Here is a 22,920-nt window from a genome sequence, read left to right on the forward strand (position 1 = left end):
TTACCGCGTACGGTCTAACCGATACATCGCGCAGTTCGGCAGCTAATGCAGTTCAACAAGTAAACGGTCGGAGAACGCAGCTGGTTCCCCGGCCCGTACTCGGGCAGACACCCCGCGGCGTCTGCCCAAGCAGTCACAATCATGGCATGCACCACCTATTGTGAGCGACAACACAACCCTGTGGTGTGAACGATGGGTCCGGCGGTAGTCCCGCACCGGAGCCCGCGAGCACCGCAAGTCAGGCAGAGCGCAGGGGGTATGGACATAGTCGAGCTACGGACACCCACAGCGATACTGCGCCACGGCGCCGGGCGGCTTCAGGTCCTGCGACCGGGCGCCGAAGGCGAGCGCGTGCTCGATGTTCCGGTCTCCGACCTGCTCAAGGTCCGGCTCAACCGGCGTGTCGACGACGCGGTGGTCATCGAGATCTATCTCCGCTATCCCAGTCCGGTCCTGACCGGAGTGCCCGCCGACCGCACCCCGCTGCCGGTGCTGATCGCCGAGCACGACATGCCGACCGCGACCGTGATCGTGGAGCGCCTGAACAACCAGATCCTGGAGACCCAGCGCATCGATATGTCGGTGCCCGATCTCACACCTCCGGCGCCGGCGTGGGGCAAATCCGGCCCGACGCGCGCCGATGTGGACCGCGCGGTCCGGCGGATGGCGCCGCGGCGCGAGGCGAAGACGGCGATCGGCGCGTTGCACCGGATGGTCGGCCCCGACGAGTTCGCCCTGGAGACCGCGTTGGCCGCGGCCACACCACCCATCGGGCGCGGGCGCGGCCTGCTCGCCGTCACCACCGAGCGGCTGCTGTTCCTGTCCGTCGGGGCGACCGAGAACTACGCCTACGAGGTGCCGGTTTCGGCACTGCTGTCGGCGCGGCAGGTGGATCACCCTGCCGAGGAGGGCGCCGATCCCTCCGCCGAATTCGGCATGTCCGTCTACGACGGCAACCAGACGATGTACTTCACCGGCGCGGACCGGGCCGACACCGATCGTATGGTCGGCGCGCTCAACTTCGCCATCCAGCGCGAATCGGCGGACGGCGCGGTCGCCCCGCCCGATCCCGGGGTATCGCAGCTGTATTCGGAGTGGGAACTGCTGGTGGAGCGGCATTCGCTCGGCATGGTCGACGATTCGCAGTTCCAGCGTTACGGACGCGGGATCCTGCGCTCGCTGCCGGATTGAGTTTCCGAGCGGGCGGATTTACTCGGAATTCGAGTGAATCCGCGTGCTCACTCCGATTGCAGGCTGATCCGACGCCACGGTGAGGTCTCGCGCTGCCACAGGCGGATGAGTTCCAGCCGCCGGTCGACGCCGCCGGATTTGAGTTCGGCCAGGTCTTCACACGCCTGCCAGTAGGTCCAGCCGGTCAGGTAGGCGTCGCCGAACTGCCGCCAGTTGCGGTAGCGGCGTTGCGCGGGGGTCAGGGCGCGCATCACGTATTCCCAGGCCACGTCGGCGTCGAGGTATCCGGCGGTGAAGGCCATCCGGGCCACCGCGACGACGCGGGCCAGATCCCAGGCCTGGATGTCCGCGGGCAACGGCTGCACCAGGTGGTCGACCAGATCCAATTTGATGGCCTGGGACCAGATGTCGTAGTCGCGCACCAGCGCCTCGGGGTTGTCCATCCCCCTGAACGCCCCGACCTGACGCAGGAAGGCCCGTTGCTTGTCGGCCCGCTCGCCGAAACGATCCCGCTCGGGCGAGTTGATCCCGGCCATGACCAGTGGATGCACCATCGCGTAGAGCGGCGAGTGCATCCCGTCCAGGAGTTGTTCCATCGAGGCCATCGCCTCGGCCCCGTCGGTGATGCCCCACGCGCCGGTCAGCGTGTCGATGGCCAGCTCGCGCCGGTCGCCGAGCGGATGCTCGCGCTCGGGTCCGAGCAGCAGCGCGTCGTGGAACGCGTCCCAGCGCGCCGAATAGAACGCGCCCAGCGACAGGGCCCGCAGCTCGTCATCGGAGATCTGCGCGCCGGACCAGTGATCGTCCTCGCGCCGATCGAGTTCTTCGTAGGGGAAAGTGGTCAGTGTCGGCAGGTCGCGGGCAGCCATATCACCGATTGTGTCCCATCTGTCTCGGCCGGGCCCGCTATTCCGCGGACAGTGTCTGAATGCCGACGCTTCGGTCGGCAAAATTTAGCAACGCAGAGTTTTCACATTGGCTGCTCGTTGCGCTGTCATGAGACCCGAGCGAGGGCTAGTCTCGGCGCCATGTGTAGGAACATCACCGTCCTGCGTGGGCTGGAACCTGCCGCGACCGATCAGGAGATCTTCGCGGCAGCGCAGCAGTACGTGCGGAAGGTCGGTGGGCTGACGGGGCTGTCCTCGACGACGAAACCGGCCTTCGACAAGGCGGTCGCGGCTGTCGCGGCGGCGACCACCACGCTGCTGGCCGAACTGCCCGAGCGCCGGGTGCCGCCGTCGACCGAGCCGCCGCTGCGCCGCCTCGCCGCCACCGACTGATGCCGTAGCCCCGACCCGGGCACGCCGCACCCGCACCCTCGCGGGTAGCTCGCGTGCCCACCACATGCCGTTCCCGAACGGCATCGCGTCCCCGGCCGGGTCGCACGACCCGACCGTCTTCAACTGTGCCCTCGGACTCCGTACACCGCCGCGCAGTCCAGGGCGATTTCCAGATGCAGGCTGCGTTCCTCGATCGGCCGGCCGAGTAGCTCGGTGATCCGCTGCAGTCGATAACGAACCGTATTCCGGTGCACACCAAGCTCTTTGGCCGCCGCGTCCGGGCTCCGGCGGCAGCGTAGATAGGCGTGCAGGGTCTCGCGCAGCCGTGCGGCGTTCACGCCCGGCCGGGCCAGCGCACCCAGCTCCCGCTCGATCAGCGCGCGCATCGCGGCCTCGTCGGCCCCGGCCACATAGGCCACCTCGACCTGTGGATAACACAGCACCCGGCCGAGATCGACGACCGCGCGTTCGGCGACCTGCCGCGCGGCCACCGCCTCGCGATGACTCTCCCGGAATCCGGCGATCTGCGCGGCCGGGCCGCCGACGGCGATCCGCACCGGGGGCTCGACGGTGGCGGGCAGCCGATCGAGGCCGGTGTCGGCATCGACGCCGATCCACGCCCACAGCGCGCTCGCCCCGGACGGGACGGTGAGGGCGCCGCCGCCGAGCGCCGTGGCCAGTCGCGCGACCACGCGTTCGAGGGTTCCGAAGATCTCCGCATCGCCGGGGTCGGCCGCGGGCCGGGCATCGCGACCGGATACGACGACGTCGCCGACGAGCCGGGCAACGCCATTGCCGGGCATGCCGATGTCACCGCCGGGCAGAGCGACCTGCGGCTGCTGTTCGTCGGTCCACAGCACACAGGCGATGTGCCGCCCGGAGAGACGGTAGCCGAGTCGGGCGGAGGTGGATTCGAGGTCCGGGTTCGCGCCGGCCAGCAGGGAGCGCACGATCTCGGTGCGTTGGTTCAACGCTGCGCGCAGGCCCCGCTCGCGTTCCTGCATGTACGTCCCGGTGAGCGCTTCGACCGAACTGCTCACCCACAGACTGGACCGCTCGAACAGGCGCAGCAGCACCGCACGTTCGATATCCGGTGGGGGATGGCGTTTTTCGAGCGTCTCGGTCATGTATTCCAGCACGGCTTCCTGGCCGAGGTGGTAGACACGGAGCAGCAGTCGCAGATCGTGACCGCGCCGGGCGACCGTGCGGGCGAAGGCGTGCGCCTCGGGCGGCACCGGGTAGTCCGTCCGGTCCTGGGTCAGCCCGCCCAGCATCACCAGCGCGTGCGCGCGCGTACTGGCCGCCAGATCGCGGCGCATGTCGCGATCGGTGAGTTCGGGCAGCCGCCCGACGATCGCGGTGTCCAGCCGGTCCACGACCTGATCGAGGGTTTCGGTGCGCAGAGTTTCGGCGACGAAATCGGCGATCCACTGCCGAACCACCACGGCGGTCTGCGCACTCGTCACGCCACACCCTCCGATTTTGTCCCCGATGCACAAAAACGCCGGGAATAGTTGACCGTAACTGCCAAGAACTCCGCACCCGATTGTGCCACGATCATAGGCCAGTGAACTGATTCACATTTGCCCCGAAGTAGCCCACGTGGGAGATCCGATCGTGTCCGAATCCGAATCCGAACCGCGCAAGCCCGCGGCCCGCAAGTCCACCGGCAGCACCCCGGCGCGGAAAACCACCAAATCCACCGCAGCGAAGAAAACCACCACCGCGAAATCCACCCAGCCCAAGACCGCAGCCGCGAAACGCGCACCGGCCAAGAAGTCCGCGCCGAAGCGCGATACACCCGAAACAGTCAGCGACGCCTCGGCCGACAGCACGGCCGCGATCGCGAGCACAACCGCCGCAGCGAGCACCCCGTCCGAAAACACCTCTGCCACGAGCGAATCCACCTCGGTGACAACGGACGAACACAGCACGGCACCCGATGAGAAAGCCGCAGAAACGAATACGACAGCCGAGCCCCCGACCTCGAAGGGCGCCACCACCGACGAGGGAGCCACTGCCGAGAGCAGTGCGGACCAGGGTGTCACAGCCGACGAGCCGAGGGCCGTGGACACTTCGGACGACAACGCGACGACCGCGGGCGCCCCCTCGACCGACGTCGAGCAGGCATCTGCCGAGAAGGCCACGGCCGCAGGTATTTCCGAGGACCGCTCGGCAAACGCGAGCACCGGCGCCCGCACCGCCGAACCGGCCGCGGCCGACCGCGGAAACAACGAGGAGGTGGCCGCCGAGGCGATCACGGCCGACGAGTCCGCAACTCCGGGAACTGCTGCCGAGTCGATCGCGGACGCGGGGACGGCGGCTGCCGAGGTTTCGCCGGGCCGGGCGGCAGGTTCGAGCACCGTGGCCGACGGCGGATCGACTGTCGCAGCGGACAGCGGGGATGTCGTGACAGCTGGCGATGCGCGAGTGACCGCCGAGAAGGTCACGGCCGCAAGCGGATCAGGCGATGATGCCGGTGCGGACGGACGGGCCGATGGCGGGGAGCCAAGTGCGGCGACCCACGGAATCACCGTGCGTAATCCGGCTACCGGAGAGGTTGTCGGCGCGGTTCCGGCGCAGTCGGCCGATGAGGTTGCCGCGGCGGTTCGGGAGTTGCGGCTGTATCAGCCCGAATGGGAGGCGATGGGCGCCGACGGGCGCAAGAAGTGGTTGTTGAAGCTGCAGGACTGGTTGATCGACAACACCGATCGGCTGGCCGACGTGGTGCAGTCCGAGACGAGCAAGCCTCGGGTGGACGCGCTGATCGATCCGAGTTTCGCGGTGGATCTGCTCGGCTACTACGCCCGGCGGGCCGGGAAGTTCCTGGCCGACGAACATCCCTCGCCACACAGTCCGCTGGGCCGGGTCAAGCGGTTGACCACGGCGTATCGGCCGTATCCGGTGATCGGGATCATCACGCCCTGGAACTTCCCGCTGGCCATGCCCGCGCTGGATGTCATTCCGGCGCTCGCCGCGGGGGCCGCGGTGCTGCTCAAACCCTCGGAGGTGACGCCGCTCTCGGCGTTGGAGCTGGCGCGCGGCTGGGCCGAGATCGGTGCGCCGCCGGTGTTCACGGTGGTCACCGGAGCCGGGGAAACCGGTGCGGCCGTGGTGGATTCGGTCGATTACGTGCAATTCACCGGTTCCACCGCGACGGGTAAGCGGATCGCCACGGCCTGCGCCGAGCGCCTCGTGCCCTACAGCCTGGAACTGGGCGGCAAGGATCCGGCGATCGTGCTCGCCGACGCCGATATCGACCGTGCCGCATACGGAGTCGCGTTCGGCGGACTGTTCAACTCGGGTCAGGTGTGCATCTCGGTGGAGCGGGTGTACGTGGAGGCCCCGATCTACGACGAATTCGTCGACAAGCTCACCGCCCACGTGCGCGAGCTGCGGCAGGGCGCGGACGGCCGCGAGCCGGAACACGAACTGGGCGCGATGGCGAACGAGGCGCAGAAGACCATCGTCGCCCGGCACGTCCAGGACGCGATCAGCAAGGGCGCCAAGGTGTTGACCGGCGGCAAGGCGACCGGGGTGGGCACCTTCTTCGAACCCACCGTGCTGGTCGACGTCGATCACCAGATGACGTGCATGACCGAGGAGACCTTCGGTCCCACGCTGCCGGTCATGAAGGTCGCCGATGAGGCCGAAGCCGTTGCGCTGGCGAACGATTCGATCTACGGTCTGTCCGCATCGGTGTGGACCGGAGACAAATCGCGCGGGGAACGCGTTGCGCGGCAACTGAATGCGGGCGCGGTCAACATCAACGACGTATTCGCCAACCTGTTCAACTTCGCCCTGCCGATGGGCGGCTGGCAGCAGTCCGGCGTCGGCGCGCGCTGGGGCGGTGCGGAGGGTCTGCGCAAATACTGTCGCAAACAGGCGATCACGACGCCGATCCTGCCGACCCAGCAGAAGGAGCCGTTCTGGTTCCCGTACAGCTCGGGAAAGCTCGTCTTCGCACTGTCCGCCATGCGAGCGGCGGGCGCGCGCGGCATGCGTCGGCTGGGCGTGTTCGATGTGATCAATACCGTTGGAGGTAAGGGTAAATGACCGATGTGAGCATCATCCGCGGCAAGGTCGTGGTGATCACCGGCGGTGCGCGCGGCATCGGCCTGTCCACCGCGAAGGCGCTGCAGAAACTCGGTGCGAAGATCGCCATCGGCGATATCGACGAGACGGCGGTCAAAGAGTCCGGCGCCGCATCGGATTTCGAGCACTACGGCCCGCTCGATGTCACCGATCAGCGCTCCTTCAACGACTTCCTGGACGAGGTCGAACGGCAGCTGGGCCCGATCGACGTACTGATCAACAATGCCGGAATCATGCCCACCGGCAAGCTGATCGACGAGCCGGACGCCCTGACCCGCCGGATTCTGGACATCAACGTCTACGGCGTCATCCTGGGGTCCAAACTGGCCCTGGCGCGCATGCTGCCGCGGCACAGCGGGCACATCATCAACATCGCCTCGCTGGCCGGTGAGACCCACATTCCGGGCCTGGCCACCTACAACGCCAGCAAGCACGCGGTGCTCGGCTTCAGCGACACGTTGCGTGAGGAGTACCGCGGCAGCGGGGTGGCGATCTCCTCGGTGCTGCCGACGCTGACCAACACCGATCTGGGCTCGGGCGTCACCGCGCCCAAACTGCTGCGCGCGGCCGAGCCGGAGGAGATCGCGGCGGCCATCGTGCAGATGCTGGCCTCGCGCCGGTCGAAGGTCCGGGTCACCACCGTGGCCGGGGTGATCTCGCAGATCGTCGGGCTGCTGCCGCAATCGGTCGGCGATGCGATCGGCCGTTCGCTGGGCTCGCAGCGCGCCTTCCTCGACGATGTCGATGCCACGGCGCGCAAGAAGTACGAGGACCGGGTGCGCGGCACCGAGGAGTAGCGGGCTCGCGCGCTAGGGTCGTGCCATGGCAACAGCGGTGTTCGTCGGGCTGTCCACGCTCGATATCGCCTATTCGGTAGCGCGGTATCCGCAGGAGGATTCCAAGACCCGGGCCCAGGACCAGTTCCTGGGCGCCGGGGGTCCGGCAGCCAATGCGGCGGTCGCCTACGCGGCGCTGTCCGGGCGGACACCGGCACTGGTCACCGCACTCGGCGAACATCAACTGGCCCAACTGATCCGGCAGGATCTGGACGATTTCGGCGTCGCCCCGATCGATGCGACACCCGGCGCGCGACATCGCCCGCCGGTGTCCTCGATCGTGGTGGCGACCGAAACCGGCACGCGCACAGTCGTTTCCGTCGACGGGTCACAGATTGTCGCACCCTTCGATCCGGCCCACTTGGGCCCGATCAACGACGCGTCGGTGGTCCTGGTCGACGGCCACTATCCCGAACTGGCCTTCGGTTTCGCCACCGCCGCCCGCACACGCGGTATCCCGGTGATCCTCGACGCCGGACGTTGGCGGAACTCCCACGCCGGTCTGCTCCCGCTGGTCGACATCGCCATCTGCTCGAAGGATTTCGCACCGCCCGGCCGCACCGACGACCTGTTCGACCACCTGCACGCTCAGGGTGTGCGGTACGTCGCGGTGACCCACGGCGACGAACCCATCACCTATTCGACGCCCGATGAGCGCGGCGCGATCGAGGTGCCACCCGCCGCGGCGGTCGACACACTCGGCGCCGGAGATATCCTGCACGGCGCGTTCTGTCACTATCGCGTTGCGGGCCAACCTTTTCCGCAGGCGCTACGCAGCGCCGCCGCCATCGCGACACTGTCCTGCGCACACCTCGGCACGCGCGAGTGGATTCGTGCCCTGCCCGATCACGCGAGCCGATAGTGCGGCCCGTCGCCGTGCAGCACCAGATCCGCGCGATCGCGGGTCGCGGCGACCAGTTCGGCGTTCAGCAGATCGCTCCGGGCGACCTTGGCCTCGGCGAATCCGGCGCTCTTGCCGCCGCGAATATGCCTTTGCAGCAACCGATTCCGTAAGGTCTCGACCGGAACGTCCAGATACCAGACCTCGTCGAGACAATGCCGCACCGCCGACCAGCGCGCCGCGCCGACATCGCCGAGCAGCAGATAGTTCCCCTCGGTGATAACGATCGTCTGCCGGTCGAACACCACCCCGCCGGGCACCGGATCGTGCCGTTCCCGGTCGTACAGCGGCCACGGAACCGCTTGTCCCGGAGACGTTTCCCGCAGTCGGCGCAGACCTGCGAGATATCCCGCGACATCGAAGGTGTCCGGCTCCCCCTTGCGCGCCGTGGCCCCGGCGATCCGCAATTCGGCATTGCTCAGATGAAACCCGTCCATCGGCGCGACCGCGGCGATCGCGGCCCCGGCCAGCGCATTCACCGCATCCCGCAGCCCTGCGGCGAACGTGGACTTACCGGCCCCCGGCGGCCCGGCGATCCCGAGCACGAACCGCCCGTCGACCCGCTGCGCATGTTCCCGCACCCGCCGCGCCAGACCGTCGAGTGACATCTCGGCCTCGTTGCGAGTCATGGTGCCGACCCTACCGACCGCCCGTTCGGCCGCAGCGCACGCGCTCGGCCGGGACCGCGGTCACCGCCGACCGGGTACCGCCGAGGTCCGCTCGCCACGCTGCGCCACACTCGGATCCACCACCCGCTGCAACGCCTGCAGGTCCGCTTCCAGGGCGCGGAACAGCACGTAGGCGATCAGGAAGGCGACGATCGCGCCGACGCACAGCAGGCGCACGGTCGGGATCACCGACTGAATGTCCCGCGAGGACAGGAAGGTCAGGCCCGCGACGGCCAGCAGCGGGACCGAGGCGGCCATGGCCAGGAATGCGGTGCAGCGGCGGCCGAGGCGGCGCAGGTGCGCGGCATCGTCGATGGCGATGTCGCCGTGCCGCAGGAACATCGGATAGATGCATCGAATCGTGTAGAAGTTGATCAGGAAATACGGATAGGCCACGGCCATCGCACCGCAGATGAGCAGCGAGGCCAGGAAGTGCACCACTATCGACGCGGTGACCTCGCCGGTCGCGACCTGCAGCGTGATCGGGAAAGTGAGCGCGGCCAGGCTCCACAGCGAAAAGCACACCAGCACAGCGCGATCGCCCAGCAGCAGGGCCGCGGATCTGGCCTCGGCGAGCACCGCCGGATCCACGTCGCGTCCCTTGCGCAGTCTGCGCGGCACGCTGAACAATCGCCGCGACAGATAGACCACCACCACGATCCCGATCGGGAAGAACACTCCGTTCACGATGGTGGTCAACCCGATGAAGTAGTGCTGCGCCGGAATGCTCAGCCGATCGATGATCAACATCCGGTTGTGCTGGATGTTGAACAGCGAGGCGATCACATTCGGCATACCGATGGCCAGCACCACCACCGGCACCAGCCAGGCCCGCGCGCGCAACCGCCAGCTCGACGGCGGCGGATCGACCAGATCCCGGCCCCGCTTGTCCAGGCAGAGTTCGAACTGCTGGGCCAGTTCCGCGCCGTCGGTCCAGCGCCGCTCACGATCGCATTCGAGGCAGGTCAGCAGGACCCGGCGCAGCGCGGCCGGGCAATCCGGTGGAATCCGGTCGATGGCGGGACGGCCGACTCCGGCGCAGCGGCGTTTCAGCATCGCCGACAGGGTGGTGACATCACCCGCCTCGCTCGGACTGGTGTCGTCGAACGGCTTCGCGCCGGTGAGCAATTCCCACAACACCACGCCGAGCGAGTAGATGTCCGAGCGGGTGTCCAGATCCGCGGCGGTGCGCTCGCGTTCGGGATGACATGCCTCGAGCTGTTCGGGTGACATGTACGCCAGCGAGCCGCCGAAGTAGGCGACCGGGCTGTCCCCCGCGATCGAGCGGCTGAAGCTGATGTTGAAATCCGCGAGCTTGGGCACCGCTTCCGCGGTCAGCAGCACGTTGGCCGGTTTCACGTCCCGGTGCAGCACCCCCTGCGCGTCGGCATAGCACAGCGCCTCGGCGAGCCGGCGACCGAGCCAGGCGACGGTCTCCGGCCACGACAGATTCGAAATCTCCGCGCGCACACTGGAATCCGCGGGCCGGATCTCCCCCTTCTCCTCCATCGCCGCGTCCACCGCGTCCAGCAGCAGCTGTCCGGTGCGCTGTTCGGGCGGGGTGGCCCGGACCCAGCGCAGCACGCTCAGCAGCGTCCCGCCGGGCAGGAACTGCATGTACAGCAGCCGCAGGCGGCGCGAGGCCGGATCGCCGATACCGGGATCCTCCAGCAGACGCTGATCGAACACCCGCACGATGTAGTCGTGGTCGAGCTGGGCGAGGGTCTGCGGTTCGGTGCCGCGATCGGCGGAGATCTTCACCGCCACCAGGCGTTGCAGGGTGCGCTGCCGGGCCAGGAACACCCGGGCGAACGCGCCGCTGCCCAATCCGGTCAGCAGATCGAAGTCGTCCACCCGCTGGCCGATCTCGAAACGATCCAGGGCATCGCCGGAGGGAGCCAGGGGCGCGGCGGTCAGCGCGGCGGTGGTGCGGGTCGCCTCCGCCGCCCCGATGCTGGTGACCGTGAACTCCGGGCCGACCCGGCGGGTACTGAGATCCTCGTCATCGGCGTTGAGCAACTCCCGCAGCTCGACGGCCTGATCCGGATATTCGCGCAGGCATTCGCGCGGGTCCACCCGATCACCGCTGTGCCGGCGGATGACGAATTCCTCGTAGACCAGTCCCGCCGGGATGAGGCGCGGCACGAGCTCCGGAAATTCCGCACAGTAGTCGCGCAGCCGCTTGGGCGCGGACGCCTGCGGTAGCGGCTCGGCGTCCCGGCGTCCCAGCGGATTGCGCAGCCAGCGCTGCCGCAGATCGACGCGGATCAGCTCGACCAGTGCGCCCAGTCGCAGTGTCTGCGCATCGGGCAGGTAGTCCGTGATCTGCGGCGGGCCCCCGGCGGAGTCCCAGGCTTCGGCGAATTCGGCCACAGCGGCGAATTCCATCCCGACCGCGACTCGGCCCAACCGGTCGTCGGCATCGGAACTGTTACTCATCTGCACACCTACCACCTGGACCCGACGTGAGATTCCGCCACACCCCACATCATCATCCCCCCGCCGCCGCCGAAATGATAATTTGCGCATCAGCACCGAATCAGCCCATATCGACCACGACGCGACGGGGGCTAAACAGCATGCACAACGAGGGCTCCGCGATAGCGGACGCAACTCCGGCCACGTCGGTGTCACCCGCTGCACGGGCGGTACCGGCCGGTCATCCGGAAACGGCCATTGACGTCGCGGCGGCGGTTCGCGACGGGGCCGCCGATCCCGGACAGGTCGTCGAGGCGGCCCTCGAGCGCATTCGCAGAGCAGACCCGCTGATCGGCGCTTTCACCGTGGTTCGAACCGAACAGGCCGCCGCGGAGGCCCGCGCGGTGGCCGAGCACGCCGACCTGGAGGCGCTACCGCTGGCGGGTGTGCCGATCGCGGTGAAGAACAACATCGATGTCACCGGTGAGGTGACCCGGGGCGGTTCGCTGGCGGGCGGCGAACGTCCGGCCGCGACGGACCATCCGGTGGTGCGGCGGCTGCGCGCGGCGGGCGCGGTGATCGTGGGACTCACCGAACTGTGCGAATTCGGACTGTTCGGCACGACCGACACCACGGAGCGAATCACCCACTCCCCCTGGAACATTCGTTACAGCGCGGGCGGGTCCTCGGGTGGGGCCGCGGCGGCGGTCGCGGCCGGGCTGATTCCGGTGGCGCACGGGAACGACGGACTGGGCTCGGTGCGCATCCCGGCCGCGGCCTGCGGCGTGCTCGGGGTGAAACCCGGCCGCGGCGTGGTGCCCGCCGAGGTGGGCCTCGATTCCTGGGGCGGGATGACCGAGAACGGCGTCCTGGCGACCACCGTCGCCGACGCCGCGCTGACGTTGTCGGTGCTGGCCGATCAGCCCGCGCTGGCCGACCTGGAACCGCCCGCCGGACTGCGCGTCGCGCTGGCCGTCGGTTCGCCCTCGCGGCTGATCCGGGTCGACGAGCAGTGGGTGCGGGCCGCCTCCGATGCCGCGCTGACCGCACGGGCCGCCGGGCACACCGTGCAGGAGGTGCAGCTGCCGTATTCCGGTGCGGCGCTCGCGCTCGCGCTGCGCTGGGTCGGCAATGCCGCGCGAGAAGCGGCCGCGGTAGCTCATCCGGAGCGACTACAGCAGCGCACCCGCACACATGCCGCTGTGGGCCGTGCGGTGTTGCGCGCCGGATTGATCCGTGCCGGGCAGGTCGATCGCATCGAATCCCGGCTGCTGGACTTCTTCGATCACCACGATGTGGTGATCACCCCGACGCTGGCCTGCCCGCCGCCGCGCGCAGCGGCCTGGCACCGTCGCGGCTGGTTCATGAATATGCTTGCGAGCGTTCGATTCTCGCCGTTCACGCCGCTGTGGAACCTGGTCGGCTGGCCCGCATTGAGCATCCCGATGGGACTGCATCCGCGCACCGGCACACCGGTGGCCGCCCAACTGGCGGGCCCGCCGGGCAGCGAATCGACCCTGCTACGCCTGGCCGCCCAACTCGAGTCCGAACGCCCCTGGCAACGGACAGCCACTCCCTGACCACGCCCCTCCCGCAGCACCGAGCTCCACCCACCTGAGAGAACGCCGACACCAAGGTTCGCGGCCCGTCTCGCCGGTCGGACGCGTGGCGGGTGCGAGGAACGAGTACCCGACACGGGGCCGACCGGTGAGACTCAGGGGGCCGCGAACCGCCGCAGCGAAGCGGAGGCCAAAAACTCAGAAGCCTCCGGCCAAGACTCTGTTCGCGAAGTCGAGGATGGTTGCGCGGTCGTCGTCGGCGCGCCAGGCCACGGCCAGCTCGCACGGGGGCAGTCCCGCGACCGGACGCGCGGTCAGGCCCGGCCAGCGGTACATCGGCACATTGCTCTCGGCCAGCAGGCATACGCCCAGGCCCAGGCTGACCGCCTCGAGCCGCTCCTCCGCCGTCGCGGCCTCGCCGCCGACCTTCGGCGCACGACCGCCGCGCGCGTCGTTGCCCAGCCAGAATTCGCGTGCGGCGCCCGCCTCGGGCGGCATCGCGACGAACGACTCCTCGGCCAGTTCGGCGAACTCGATGGTGTCGCGGTCGGCCAGCGGATGGTTCTCCGGCAGCAGCACCCATCGCGTTTCGGTGCGCAACACTCGCCAGCGGTAGCGGCCGATGTCGGGGACCGGAAGCCACATCAGCGCCAGATCGGCCTGTCGTCCGGCCAGTCCGCTGGACGGATCGGTCCAGGACGCGGAGTGCAGGGCGAGCCGATGTCCGCTGGCGCTCTCCAGATCGGCGATGAGCCCGCGCCCGATCGAACTCTCGATGCCGATGCGCAGCACCTCGCCGGCTTCCTGCAGCGCGATGTTGGTGACCTCCCACAGCTCGAGGATCTTGCGCGCGCCCTCGAGCAGTTCCTTGCCCGCGACGGTGAGCGCCACGCTGCGCTGATTGCGATCGAACAGCACTACATCGAGCTGACGTTCGAGCTGGCGGATCTGCCGCGACAGGGTGGGTTGAGCGATGTGCAGCCGCTGAGCGGCATTGGTGAAGTGCAGTTCCTCAGCGACGGCGACGAAATACCGCAGGTCGCGCAAATGCGGGTCCATAGCACCTTGCTATCAGAATCGGGGTTGAAAATCCAGCCGTATCGAGCCCTCGAGTCCGAATAAAAGGACAGAAACAGCCGATAGGTTTGTTAAGGACAGCATATGGCGTGACGAAACCGAATGTGCACCCACCTCAGCGAACCCTCGGACAACCCACTTCGCGCCAGATCGCATGGCCGACGAAACAGACCAAACAGCAACGACTCTCGAATCCCCCACCGAAATCTCCCCATCCCCGCCGCCGAAGCATCCCGCTCCACCCCTCCAGCAACCCCGCCGGAAAACAGTCCGACAGGTACCGTTACCAAACGGTGATTTTAGTCACATTTCCGCAGGCTGGGCCCCTAGGGCCACCACACGGAGACCCCCGCCGCACCCCCGAAACGTCACACCCCGGCACAGCCTCACCAACAGCGATCCACGCAATCCCCTCGCGCCATCAGTTCAAATCAATCACCAGCACAACCGAACAGAACGCACGGTGCACTCCCTCTCAGCCCAGCACGGAGCGAGCCTTCGAGCGAGGCTCGCGGCCGATCGCCGATGAGCACTCGAAGCGCATGAGCAAGTCCCGAGTGCTGATCGGCGAGCCTTCAGGGCCGCGAACACGCCGAGCGGAGGCCGAAAACACGACGCAGCCCGAATCCGAGTGCTCATCGGCGAGCCCCGGAGGACGCGAACACGCCACAGCGAAGCCGACGGCGAAGGCACAGCGCATGGGCGCAGCCCGAGCCCGGAGCGCTGAACAGCCGTCGGGGCCGCGACCGCGCCGCAGCGGAGGCCGAACTACACCGGGCTGTAGACCTTCGGGGCGAGCGTGCCGATGTAGGGCAGGTCGCGGTAGCGCTCGGCGTAGTCGAGGCCGTAGCCGACGACGAATTCGTTGGGGATGTCGAAGCCCACATGGGCGACCTCGACGTGGGTGCGCAACGCGTCCGGTTTGCGCAGGAGGGTGACGACCTCGAGGGAGGCCGGGTTGCGGCTGGACAGGTTGCGTTTGAGCCAGGACAGGGTCAGACCGGAGTCGATGATGTCCTCGACGATGAGCACGTTGCGGCCCGCGATGTCCTTGTCCAGGTCCTTGAGGATCCGCACCACACCCGAGGAGGAGGTGGACGAACCGTAGGAGGACACGGCCATGAATTCCATCTGGGTGGGAATCTGCAGTGCCTGTGCCAGGTCGGTCATGAAGAAGATCGCACCTTTGAGCACCCCGACCAGGAGGAGATCGCCCTCCGGCGCGTCCGCGGGATACCTCTTGGCGATCAGTTCGGCGAGTTCGTCGACCTTCGCCTTGATCTGCTCCTCGGTGATCAATACCGACGCGATGTCGTCCCCATACACGTGCGCGGGTCTCCTTCGATGATGATCCTGGATGACCCCGGTCACCCGGATCAATATGGTGTAAACGCCATCGTCAGCTTCCCATGTTCGCGTCTGGCAACCAACCTCGTCCCCGGTTTCGCCCCACCGACCGCCACCCCGCCCTGACCGCGCCAGTTCGTGATCAGCGCGTCGACCGCGCGTAAATGCTTCTCCGTCAACGCTTTTGCGCCACCGGACAGTAGCCAGGCGCGAATGACACGTCGCCGGATCGCCGCCGGGGCAGTGGCGATTGTCTCGACGGAGAGTGTGTCGCCATCAGTCGCGGAGGTCAGCAACTCATCAGCAATCGCATCCAGCGCGGCGCCGTCCGCGCGCAGCTGAGCGGCCGTGCGAGCCAGCGCGGGCGCGACCGAACCGCCGAGCACCTCCTCCAGCAGCGGCAGCACCTCGGTCCGCAACCGAACCCGGGTGAACGCGGGCGAGCTGTTGTGCGGATCCTCATGCGGCGTCAGCCCGAGGTCGGCACACAACTGCCGGGTCTGCGCGCGACGCACCTCGAGCAGCGGGCGGCCCCACGGCTCGGCGAATTCGGCCATGCCCTGAATGGATCGCCCGCCGGATCCGCGCGCCAGGCCCAACAGCACCGTCTCGGCCTGATCGTCCAGGGTGTGCCCGAGCAGTACCGGCAGCCCCGCCCGCGCACCGTCCAGCGCCTCGTACCGCGCACGCCGGGCCGCGGCCTCGAGCCCGCCCTCGCCCCGCACCCGAACCGTGAGCACCCGAGCCGAGCGCACCCCCAATTCCAGGGCCGCGCGAGCGGCCTCCGCGGCCACCGCCGCCGAACCCTCCTGCAGACCGTGATCCACGATCAACGCGTCCACCACCGCGGCCTCGGCCACCGACGCCGCGGTCAGCGCCAGCGAATCCGCACCGCCGGACAAGCCGACCGCGACCACCCCGGCCGGAGCGTGTCGAGCCAGCCACCCGCGCACCGCGCGACGCAGCGCCAATGCCGCCGAAGTCTCCGGAAACCCTTGCGGCAGCAAGATATTCAGCCCAGCACCCGATCGATCCAGCGCTGCGGCACCGCGATCTCGTCGGTACGCGGCAACGTCTCGCCGTCGGTCCACACGGTGTTGAACCGCGTCATCCCGACCTTGCCGACCACCTCGTCCACGAACGCCTTACCGCGCACGTACTGCGCGACCTTCGCGTCCACGCCGAGCAGTGCGCGCATCAGCCGCTGCACCGGATTCGCCGGACGACGACGCCGCTGATCGAAGGCCCGGCGAATCTGTTCCACCGTCGGCACCACCGCGGGTCCGACCGCATCCATCACGTGATCCGCATGCCCCTCGAGCAACGTGCCCAGCATCAGCAGCCGATCCAGCGCCTCGCGCTGCGGCGGGGCCTGGGTGGCGCGCAGCAGGCCCAGCACGCCCCGATCGGCCGGATCGTCAGAGTCGGGCCGCGACCGCCGCTCACGCACCTCTTCCACCAGCCGGGAGAGCATCTCGTTGACCGGCTCGTCGCCGACGTTGCCGAGCACCTCGACGTTGTGCTTCATGTAGTCGGCCAGCCACGGCGCGGAGGAGAACTGCACCCGATGGGTCACCTCGTGCAGGCACACCCACAGCCGGAAATCGCGCGGCACCACGCCCAGCGCTCGCTCGACCATCACGATGTTCGGCGCGACCAGCAGCAATGTACCGTCCGCACCACTGAACGGGTCGTACTGACCGAGGATCGCGGTGGACAGGAACGCCAGCATCGCGCCCGCCTGCATTCCGGCAGGTTTCCCGCTGAACCGGCCCGACTCCCCCTCGCCGGTGAGCGAGGCCATCGACTCCGCCGCCGCGTGAATCCAGCCGGGGCGGTCCACGATGCGAGCCGCGGGCACCGCGCGATCGTCGAGAAGTTCACTCACCTCGCGCACCGGGCCCTCCGCCCGCGCGGAGGATTCGGCGAGTTCGGCGACGACCTGTTCGGCCGAATAGCGCGACGTGCGGGGCCCGGCCGGAACCACCGCCGCACCGGCTCGCGCGGCCAGGCGCCAGTCGACCGCGCCGGCCAGCGCCGAATGTTTCGGCGTGGCCGAAGGTTCGGATGTATCGGGGGCTTGCCCGACGATGCCGTCACCGGGTCCGGTCATAGTTCACTCCGCCCGTCAGGAGCAACCGCAGTTGCGCAACGTGGCAACGACCGCGTCCAGCGCCGGCCGGCTCGCCTCCGGCGGCCGGTCGTTCGACATCAGTGCGAATGTCAGCACCCGGCCGTCGTTGTCCAGGACATACCCTGCCAACGCACTCGAAACCGACAGAGTTCCGGTCTTGGCCCGCACCCAGCCCGCGGCCATGTGGTCCTTGGGCGTGGTGAAGCGGTAGGCCAGCGAGCCGGTGCCCGCGCCGACCGGGAGATAGTCCAGCAGCGGGGCCAGCGGGTCGTCGGCCGTGCCCGCGGCACCGCCGACCGAGGCGCTCTGCGTGCTGGTGGTCTGCGTGCTGCCGGCCTTGGCGGCGGCCGGGGCTCCGGCCGCCTCGGTGACGATCTTGTTCAACAGCCGGGCCGGGACGCGATCGTCGGTGGACAGGCCGCTGTTGTCGTGCAGCACCATGCCGGTGGTGTCGAATCCGGCGGCGTTCAATGCGGTCAGGGTGGCCTGCGCCGCACCGGCGAAGGAGGGCTGCGCACCCGCGGCCACCGCGATCTCACGGCCGATCGTCTCGGCCAGGACGTCGTCGGAGTGGGTCATCATCTGCGTCAGCCGATCGTGCAGCGGGGCCGACTGCACCTGCGCGACCGTGGCCGCCGCGGCCGGGGCACTGCCCGCGCGGACCGCGGCCGGATCCATCCCCAGCGACAGCGCGAGCCGGCGTCCGGCGTCCAGCGCCGGGGTCGGGGTGCGCGGGGAGTACTCGACCAGCGGGTTCACCCGGCCGCCGTCGAGCATGACCGATTCGATCGGCGCCCAGGAACCGCCCGCGATATCGGCCGGATCCCAGCCGGGCGCCTGCGTCGGACCGGTGTACGCGGAGTTGTCCACCAGGATGCTGCTGAAGGTGCGGCCGGTCGCGCGAATCTGCGTGACCAGATCCGAGAGCTTGGGTCCGTCCGTGTAGTAGCCCTTGCCGTCGGCCTGCGCGGTCAGCGTCGGATCACCGCCGCCCACCAGGACCAGCGTGTTCGACCCGGGGGTGGCGACGACCTTGGTGGTCACGCGGTGATCGGGGGGCAGCACCAGCAGCGCGGCGGCGCTGGTGAGGATCTTGGCGGTCGAGGCCGGGATGATCGGCTTGTCGGTGTCCTTGCTCCACAACACGTTTCCGCTCGCCGCATCGGTCACCGATCCGCTGAACGAGCCCAGATCCGGATTGCTCACCACCGCGCCGAGCGCGGTGCTCAACCCCAGTTTCGACGGCGCGGGCGCGGTCGCCGACGCGGCGGCCAGTTGTGGGGACGGCGCCTGCGGCGAGGGTGCGGCCTCGATCTTCAGCCCGCCGTGCCGGAACTCCTCGGTCCACGGCCGCACGGTGATCACCACCGCCGTCGCCACGGCGACCACCACGACCGCAGCCGCACTCACCCAGATCCAGATGTTGCGCCGCCGCCGAGCGGCCAGACCACCGATGTTCTTACTACTTCGACCTGCCACCTGACCGTAGTCTCCCTAATAACACGCGCGAGTCCGCCGTATCGCGCAGACTTTGCGTCCCTGCCGCACCAGTGCGCCCACCGACCACACTATCCTCACCTCGCCGGCGTTCCGCCGACCAAGCTGGCGAGTCGGAGCCCCACCCGGGGCCGCGATGCGAGTCGCGGCCAGTCGAATACGAGCAGCAGACGAAGGAGATGACGTGGAGTTCGACGTCACCATCGAGATCCCCAAGGGTCAGCGCAACAAGTACGAGGTCGACCACGAAACCGGCCGGGTTCGGCTGGATCGTTACCTGTACACCCCGATGGTCTACCCGGCCGATTACGGCTACGTCGAGAACAGCCTGGGCTCGGACGGCGATCCGCTGGATTGCCTGGTACTGCTGCCCGAATCGGTGTTCCCGGGCGTGCTGGTCGAGTCCCGTCCGGTCGGCGTGCTGCTGATGAGCGACGAGGCCGGCGGCGACGAGAAGGTCGTGGCGGTTCCGGCGGGCGACAAGCGCTGGGACCACATCCAGGACGTCGCGGACATCCCGGAGTTCGACCGCAAGGCCATCGAGCACTTCTTCGAGCACTACAAGGACCTCGAGCCCGGCAAGTGGGTCAAGGTCGACGGCTGGGGCGACCGGGCCAAGGCCGAGACGCTGGTCGAGGAGGCGTTCGCACGTCTGAAGGAGCAGGGCGGGCACTGAGCCGCATCCGCAATGCCCGGCGCGAGTTGTGAACTCCCGCCGGGCATTCGGATATTTCCGGTCGTGTCGCGGTCGTCACCGCCGACCCCCCGTGCGACGATGTCGGCCTCGGTACACGGCCGCAACGGAATTCATGGGCTCTCGACCGAATTCCGCTGCTTGGAACGCTAACCTGTGGCTCGCGGCCGCCGCATCTCGCGGCGCACGGGATATCCACAGGTCAGCGAGTCGATGAGCCGGAAATGATCGAAAAATGATGTGACAACCGTTCGTCCGGCTATCGTGCGGCCTCCGCGGCGCCCGCCAGACGTGCGTGCAGAATCGCCACGACGGGAGCCTCGAGTTCGGCGTCCACGCGCTCGTGGACCAGATGGGTGTCCTCGAGTTCGGACACGATCTCCGCGGTGGCGCGCAACACCCGCTGTTCGTCCTCGGTGCGGCCCAGCGCGCCCAGGACCGTCGCGTGCAGCAGCATGATCCGCGCGCGATGCAGCGGTCCGGCCGCGCGGGTGACGGTGTCCACCGCCTCGGCCGCGATCGACTCGGCCCGGTCCAGCGCACCCACCAGCAGACACACCTGAGCATGCCGGGCCAGCGCGAACCCGACGCGCAGCTGCGATCCGCTGCGGTGCGCCGATTCCACTGCCCGCGCGCACAATTCGGCGCCACGCTCGAACTCGCCGAGGAAGGCCAGCGCCGCGCCCTGTTCGTGCAGGGCCATGCCCGCCAGGGCGAGATTGCCGATCTGTTCGGCCAATTCCCATCCGGCCCTTGCTCGTTCGGCGGATTCGAGGTAGCGGCCGGCATCGGACAACGTCTTGGCGGCATGCACCAGCGCGGCGCATTCGATGGCCGGATCGCCGACCCGGCGCGCGATCCGCATCGCGCGCTCGACATGGGCGAGCGAGGCCGCGGATTCGTGTCCCTGCCGGGTCGATCCGGCCAGCAGTTGAGCGGCGAAGGCGGTCAGCCGGGCGTCGCCCGGATCGTCGCTGCCCAGCGACAGGGCGATGCGCTGGTGGTCGCGGCCGATCCGCATCCGGGCCAGCGAATAGGTGAGCACCGAGCCCAGCGCCACCCGCACCCGGCATTCCAGCCCGCGATCCCCGGCGCGCAACGCGGCCTCGAGCAGTTCCTCCAGGGCTCGGGAGAGTTCCTGTGCGTTCGGGCCGCCGTCGATCAATTCCGCCATGGCCCAGGCCAGATCGGCACACAACGCCAATTCCGCACAGACGCCGGGTGAGTCCCGGGCGGCGCTGCGCCGCGCGATCTGACCGAACAGCCGGACCAGATTCGGTCGTTCGGCGTTGAGCCATCCCTGCGCACCGACGCCGTCGCTGAACGAAAGTCCCTGCACCCGAGTACGACTGAGATGCTCGGGCAGTCTGGTTCCCGGATTCGACACGGCGACAACGTTTTTCATCGTCGCCAGATAGAATTCCAGCAGCCTGCGCAGGGCGGCGGGCTCATCGGCCGGATCCATCAGTTCCCGGGCGAACAGCCGCAGCAGATCGTGATAGGTGTAACGCCCGGGCGCGGGCGCATCGAGCAGGCTCAGATCGACCAGCGTCTCGCACAGCAGTTCGGCCTCGTCGCGGCTCATATCCAGCACCGCGGCCGCACCGGGCAGCGACAGATCCTCCACCTCGGGCACCGACAACATCCGCACGGCCTCGGCCTGTGCCGGTTCGAGCTGGTCGTAGTCGACCCGGAACACCGCGCCGACGGCCAGATCGCCGGTTCGCAGCACCGCCAGCCGTTGCTGTTCGTCCGCGAGCCGCTCGGCGATCGAGGCGATACTCCAGCGCGGCCGGGTGGCCAGCCGCGCGCCGATGATCCGCACCGCCAGCGGCAGCCGCCCGCATGAGCGCACCACCGCCTCGGCGGAATCCGGTTCCGCGGCAACACGTTCGGCCCCGACGACGCCGCCGAGCAGAGCCAGCGCCTCGGCCTCGCTCATCTCGTCCAAGCGCACGCTGGACGCACCGGCCAGTTCCGGCATCGCCGCGCGGCTGGTGATCAGCACCGCCGACCCCGCGGTACCCGGAATCAGCGGAATCACCTGATCGGCGTCGCGGGCGTTGTCCAGCAGCACCAGCACTCGCCGCCCGTCCAGCAGACTGCGGAACTGCGCGGCGCGCTGGTCCGGCGTCGCGGCGATCTTGCCCTCGGGCACGCCCAGTGCGCGCAGGAAATCGCCCAGGATGTCCCCGGGCTGCGCCGCGCCGTGCAGATCGGTGTGCAGTTGACCGTCCCGGAAGTGCTCGCGCACCCGATGCGCGACATGCACCGCGAGGGTGCTCTTGCCGACCCCGCCCATCCCCGCGATCGCGCAGACGGCCACCGCACCCGTCGCATCGGTGAGCCGTTCGGTCAGCCGTCGCACCTGTTCCTCGCGACCGGTGAAATCGGCGATATCGGCCGGTAACTGCGCAACCCGCGACACCGGTTCGGCCACCGCGACGGGTGAGCGAACCGGCGCGAGATCCGCGCGCAGGATCCGCTCGTGCAGATCGGTCAGCAGCGGACCGGGTTCGATGCCCAGCGAATCGATCAGGGTGCGGCGGGTGTCGGCGTACACCTCGAGCGCCTCGGCCTGCCTTCCCGCGTGATACAGCGCGGTCATCAGCAGTTCCCGAATCTTCTCTCGCAGTGGATGTTCCGACGACAGCGGGTGTAGCTCGCCGATCGCCGCGGCGAAGCGGCCCAGCCGCAGATCGGTTTCCAGCCGACGCTCGAGCAGGCTCAGCCGACGTTCGGACAGCTGCACGCGCAGCCGTTCGGCGAACGGGCCGGGAATTCCGGCCAGCGGCGGCCCCGCCCAGAGCACGAGGGCGGCCTGCAGGCGCTCGCGCGCCTGCTCGGCGTCGGCGGCGCGTTCGGCCTCGGCGGCGTATCGGTCGGCCAGTTCGGTGTCCACCGCACCGGGAGGCAACCGCAAGGCATACCCGCCGTCGAAACCGACCAGCACCGTCGGCGGACTCCCGGCCGCTCGCTCGGGCTCGAGCACCTTGCGCAGATGCAGCACATGGTTGCGCAGTGCGCCGACGGCACTGGCCGTGGCCTGCTCACCCCAGACGTCGGCGACCAGATCCCGCACCGTCGCCGAGCGCCCGCACCGCAGCAGCAGCGCGGCCAGTACGGCCCGGCGCTGCTTGGGGCCCAGGTCCAGTGGATGATCGCCGCGCCACGCGCGGACCTCACCCAGGACGGCGAAGGTGAGCATGTTCTCCTCGCGGCG

Annotated in this window: 17 protein-coding genes; 7 read left to right on the forward strand and 10 right to left on the reverse strand. The window is 68.8% G+C overall.

Translation table 11 applies throughout. The features are described 5' to 3' along the window. Positions 1-351: 351 nt before the first annotated feature. Positions 352-1,191 carry a hypothetical protein gene (locus K7711_RS04735; protein ID WP_308014466.1) on the forward strand — a complete coding sequence of 280 codons (840 nt, stop codon included), beginning with the start codon at positions 352-354 and terminating at the stop codon, positions 1,189-1,191. 47 nt (positions 1,192-1,238) lie between these two features. Here K7711_RS04735 and K7711_RS04740 read toward each other — a convergent pair whose 3' ends face one another. Further along, on the reverse strand, positions 1,239-2,060 hold the full coding sequence (locus tag K7711_RS04740) for a DUF1266 domain-containing protein (RefSeq protein WP_040828339.1): 822 nt from the start codon (positions 2,058-2,060) through the stop codon (positions 1,239-1,241). A gap of 159 nt (positions 2,061-2,219) precedes the next feature. Between K7711_RS04740 and K7711_RS04745 the strand changes: the two genes are divergently transcribed. Beyond that, the gene (locus tag K7711_RS04745) at positions 2,220-2,471 is read left to right on the forward strand and encodes a DUF2277 domain-containing protein (RefSeq protein WP_040828340.1); all 252 of its coding nucleotides are present in this window, start codon (positions 2,220-2,222) and stop codon (positions 2,469-2,471) included. 119 nt (positions 2,472-2,590) lie between these two features. Here the strand turns inward: K7711_RS04745 and K7711_RS04750 are convergent, their stop codons facing one another. Further along, positions 2,591-3,937: a PucR family transcriptional regulator gene (locus K7711_RS04750; RefSeq protein WP_308014467.1), complete on the reverse strand. Its 1,347-nt coding sequence runs from the start codon at positions 3,935-3,937 to the stop codon at positions 2,591-2,593. 1,063 nt (positions 3,938-5,000) lie between these two features. On the opposite strand from K7711_RS04750, the gene K7711_RS04755 reads away from it, so the two are divergent. The 3 genes from K7711_RS04755 to K7711_RS04765 are packed head-to-tail and all read left to right on the forward strand — an operon-like array spanning position 5,001 to position 8,264. Further along, a complete protein-coding gene (locus K7711_RS04755) occupies positions 5,001-6,527 on the forward strand; it encodes an aldehyde dehydrogenase family protein (protein WP_222966694.1) in 1,527 nt (508 codons plus the stop codon). Further along, complete coding sequence (locus tag K7711_RS04760; RefSeq protein ID WP_222965148.1) at positions 6,524-7,363, forward strand: SDR family oxidoreductase; 840 nt, start codon at positions 6,524-6,526, stop codon at positions 7,361-7,363. The genes K7711_RS04755 and K7711_RS04760 overlap by 4 nt, the downstream gene beginning before the upstream one ends. A gap of 25 nt (positions 7,364-7,388) precedes the next feature. Beyond that, positions 7,389-8,264 (forward strand): PfkB family carbohydrate kinase, encoded by an 876-nt coding sequence (locus tag K7711_RS04765; protein ID WP_222965149.1) that lies wholly within the window; start codon positions 7,389-7,391, stop codon positions 8,262-8,264. Here K7711_RS04765 and K7711_RS04770 read toward each other — a convergent pair. Both K7711_RS04770 and K7711_RS04775 read right to left on the reverse strand, forming a co-directional pair. Further along, positions 8,249-8,932 carry a nucleoside/nucleotide kinase family protein gene (locus tag K7711_RS04770; RefSeq protein WP_222965151.1) on the reverse strand — a complete coding sequence of 228 codons (684 nt, stop codon included), beginning with the start codon at positions 8,930-8,932 and terminating at the stop codon, positions 8,249-8,251. The genes K7711_RS04765 and K7711_RS04770 overlap by 16 nt on opposite strands. 60 nt (positions 8,933-8,992) lie before the next feature. Next, entirely contained in the window at positions 8,993-11,359 is a 2,367-nt protein-coding gene (locus K7711_RS04775; protein ID WP_235746809.1) for a serine/threonine-protein kinase, read from the reverse strand. 191 nt (positions 11,360-11,550) lie between these two features. On the opposite strand from K7711_RS04775, the gene K7711_RS04780 reads away from it, so the two are divergent. Continuing rightward, positions 11,551-12,969 (forward strand): amidase, encoded by a 1,419-nt coding sequence (locus tag K7711_RS04780; RefSeq protein WP_222965155.1) that lies wholly within the window; start codon positions 11,551-11,553, stop codon positions 12,967-12,969. A 177-nt stretch (positions 12,970-13,146) separates the two neighbouring features. On the opposite strand, the gene K7711_RS04785 is transcribed toward K7711_RS04780, so the two are convergent. From K7711_RS04785 to K7711_RS04805, 5 genes are all read right to left on the reverse strand, one after another. After that, entirely contained in the window at positions 13,147-14,007 is an 861-nt protein-coding gene (locus K7711_RS04785; RefSeq protein WP_222965157.1) for a LysR family transcriptional regulator, read from the reverse strand. Between the two features lie 786 nt (positions 14,008-14,793). After that, positions 14,794-15,351 (reverse strand): hypoxanthine phosphoribosyltransferase, encoded by a 558-nt coding sequence (hpt, locus tag K7711_RS04790; RefSeq protein WP_222965159.1) that lies wholly within the window; start codon positions 15,349-15,351, stop codon positions 14,794-14,796. Between the two features lie 50 nt (positions 15,352-15,401). After that, positions 15,402-16,376, reverse strand: a complete 975-nt coding sequence (tilS, locus tag K7711_RS04795; protein WP_222966696.1) for a tRNA lysidine(34) synthetase TilS — start codon at positions 16,374-16,376, stop codon at positions 15,402-15,404. Positions 16,377-16,384: 8 nt separating this feature from the next. Beyond that, complete coding sequence (locus K7711_RS04800) at positions 16,385-17,485, reverse strand: Rv3626c family coenzyme F420 biosynthesis-associated protein (RefSeq protein WP_222965161.1); 1,101 nt, start codon at positions 17,483-17,485, stop codon at positions 16,385-16,387. Between the two features lie 15 nt (positions 17,486-17,500). Then, positions 17,501-18,985 carry a D-alanyl-D-alanine carboxypeptidase/D-alanyl-D-alanine-endopeptidase gene (locus K7711_RS04805; protein ID WP_308014469.1) on the reverse strand — a complete coding sequence of 495 codons (1,485 nt, stop codon included), beginning with the start codon at positions 18,983-18,985 and terminating at the stop codon, positions 17,501-17,503. Positions 18,986-19,187: 202 nt separating this feature from the next. Between K7711_RS04805 and ppa the strand changes: the two genes are divergently transcribed. Continuing rightward, positions 19,188-19,679 carry an inorganic diphosphatase gene (gene ppa, locus K7711_RS04810; protein ID WP_040828355.1) on the forward strand — a complete coding sequence of 164 codons (492 nt, stop codon included), beginning with the start codon at positions 19,188-19,190 and terminating at the stop codon, positions 19,677-19,679. Positions 19,680-19,956: 277 nt separating this feature from the next. On the opposite strand, the gene K7711_RS04815 is transcribed toward ppa, so the two are convergent. Further along, entirely contained in the window at positions 19,957-22,905 is a 2,949-nt protein-coding gene (locus tag K7711_RS04815) for an AfsR/SARP family transcriptional regulator (protein WP_222965163.1), read from the reverse strand. Positions 22,906-22,920 lie beyond the last annotated feature (15 nt).

It is taken from the genome of Nocardia coffeae (assembly GCF_019890715.1).
GTDB lineage: Bacteria > Actinomycetota > Actinomycetes > Mycobacteriales > Mycobacteriaceae > Nocardia > Nocardia jiangxiensis.

Bases quoted from the DNA above. Each gene is read 5' to 3' on its own strand.
- K7711_RS04740 (WP_040828339.1), bottom strand. From the start codon at position 2,060: ATGGCTGCCCGCGACCTGCCGACACTGACCACTTTCCCCTACGAAGAA.
- K7711_RS04745 (WP_040828340.1), top strand. From the start codon at position 2,220: ATGTGTAGGAACATCACCGTCCTGCGTGGGCTGGAACCTGCCGCGACC.
- K7711_RS04760 (WP_222965148.1), top strand. From the start codon at position 6,524: ATGACCGATGTGAGCATCATCCGCGGCAAGGTCGTGGTGATCACCGGC.
- K7711_RS04765 (WP_222965149.1), top strand. From the start codon at position 7,389: ATGGCAACAGCGGTGTTCGTCGGGCTGTCCACGCTCGATATCGCCTAT.
- K7711_RS04770 (WP_222965151.1), bottom strand. From the start codon at position 8,932: ATGACTCGCAACGAGGCCGAGATGTCACTCGACGGTCTGGCGCGGCGG.
- K7711_RS04775 (WP_235746809.1), bottom strand. From the start codon at position 11,359: ATGGAATTCGCCGCTGTGGCCGAATTCGCCGAAGCCTGGGACTCCGCC.
- K7711_RS04780 (WP_222965155.1), top strand. From the start codon at position 11,551: ATGCACAACGAGGGCTCCGCGATAGCGGACGCAACTCCGGCCACGTCG.
- K7711_RS04785 (WP_222965157.1), bottom strand. From the start codon at position 14,007: ATGGACCCGCATTTGCGCGACCTGCGGTATTTCGTCGCCGTCGCTGAG.
- K7711_RS04800 (WP_222965161.1), bottom strand. From the start codon at position 17,485: ATGACCGGACCCGGTGACGGCATCGTCGGGCAAGCCCCCGATACATCC.
- K7711_RS04815 (WP_222965163.1), bottom strand. From the start codon at position 22,905: ATGCTCACCTTCGCCGTCCTGGGTGAGGTCCGCGCGTGGCGCGGCGAT.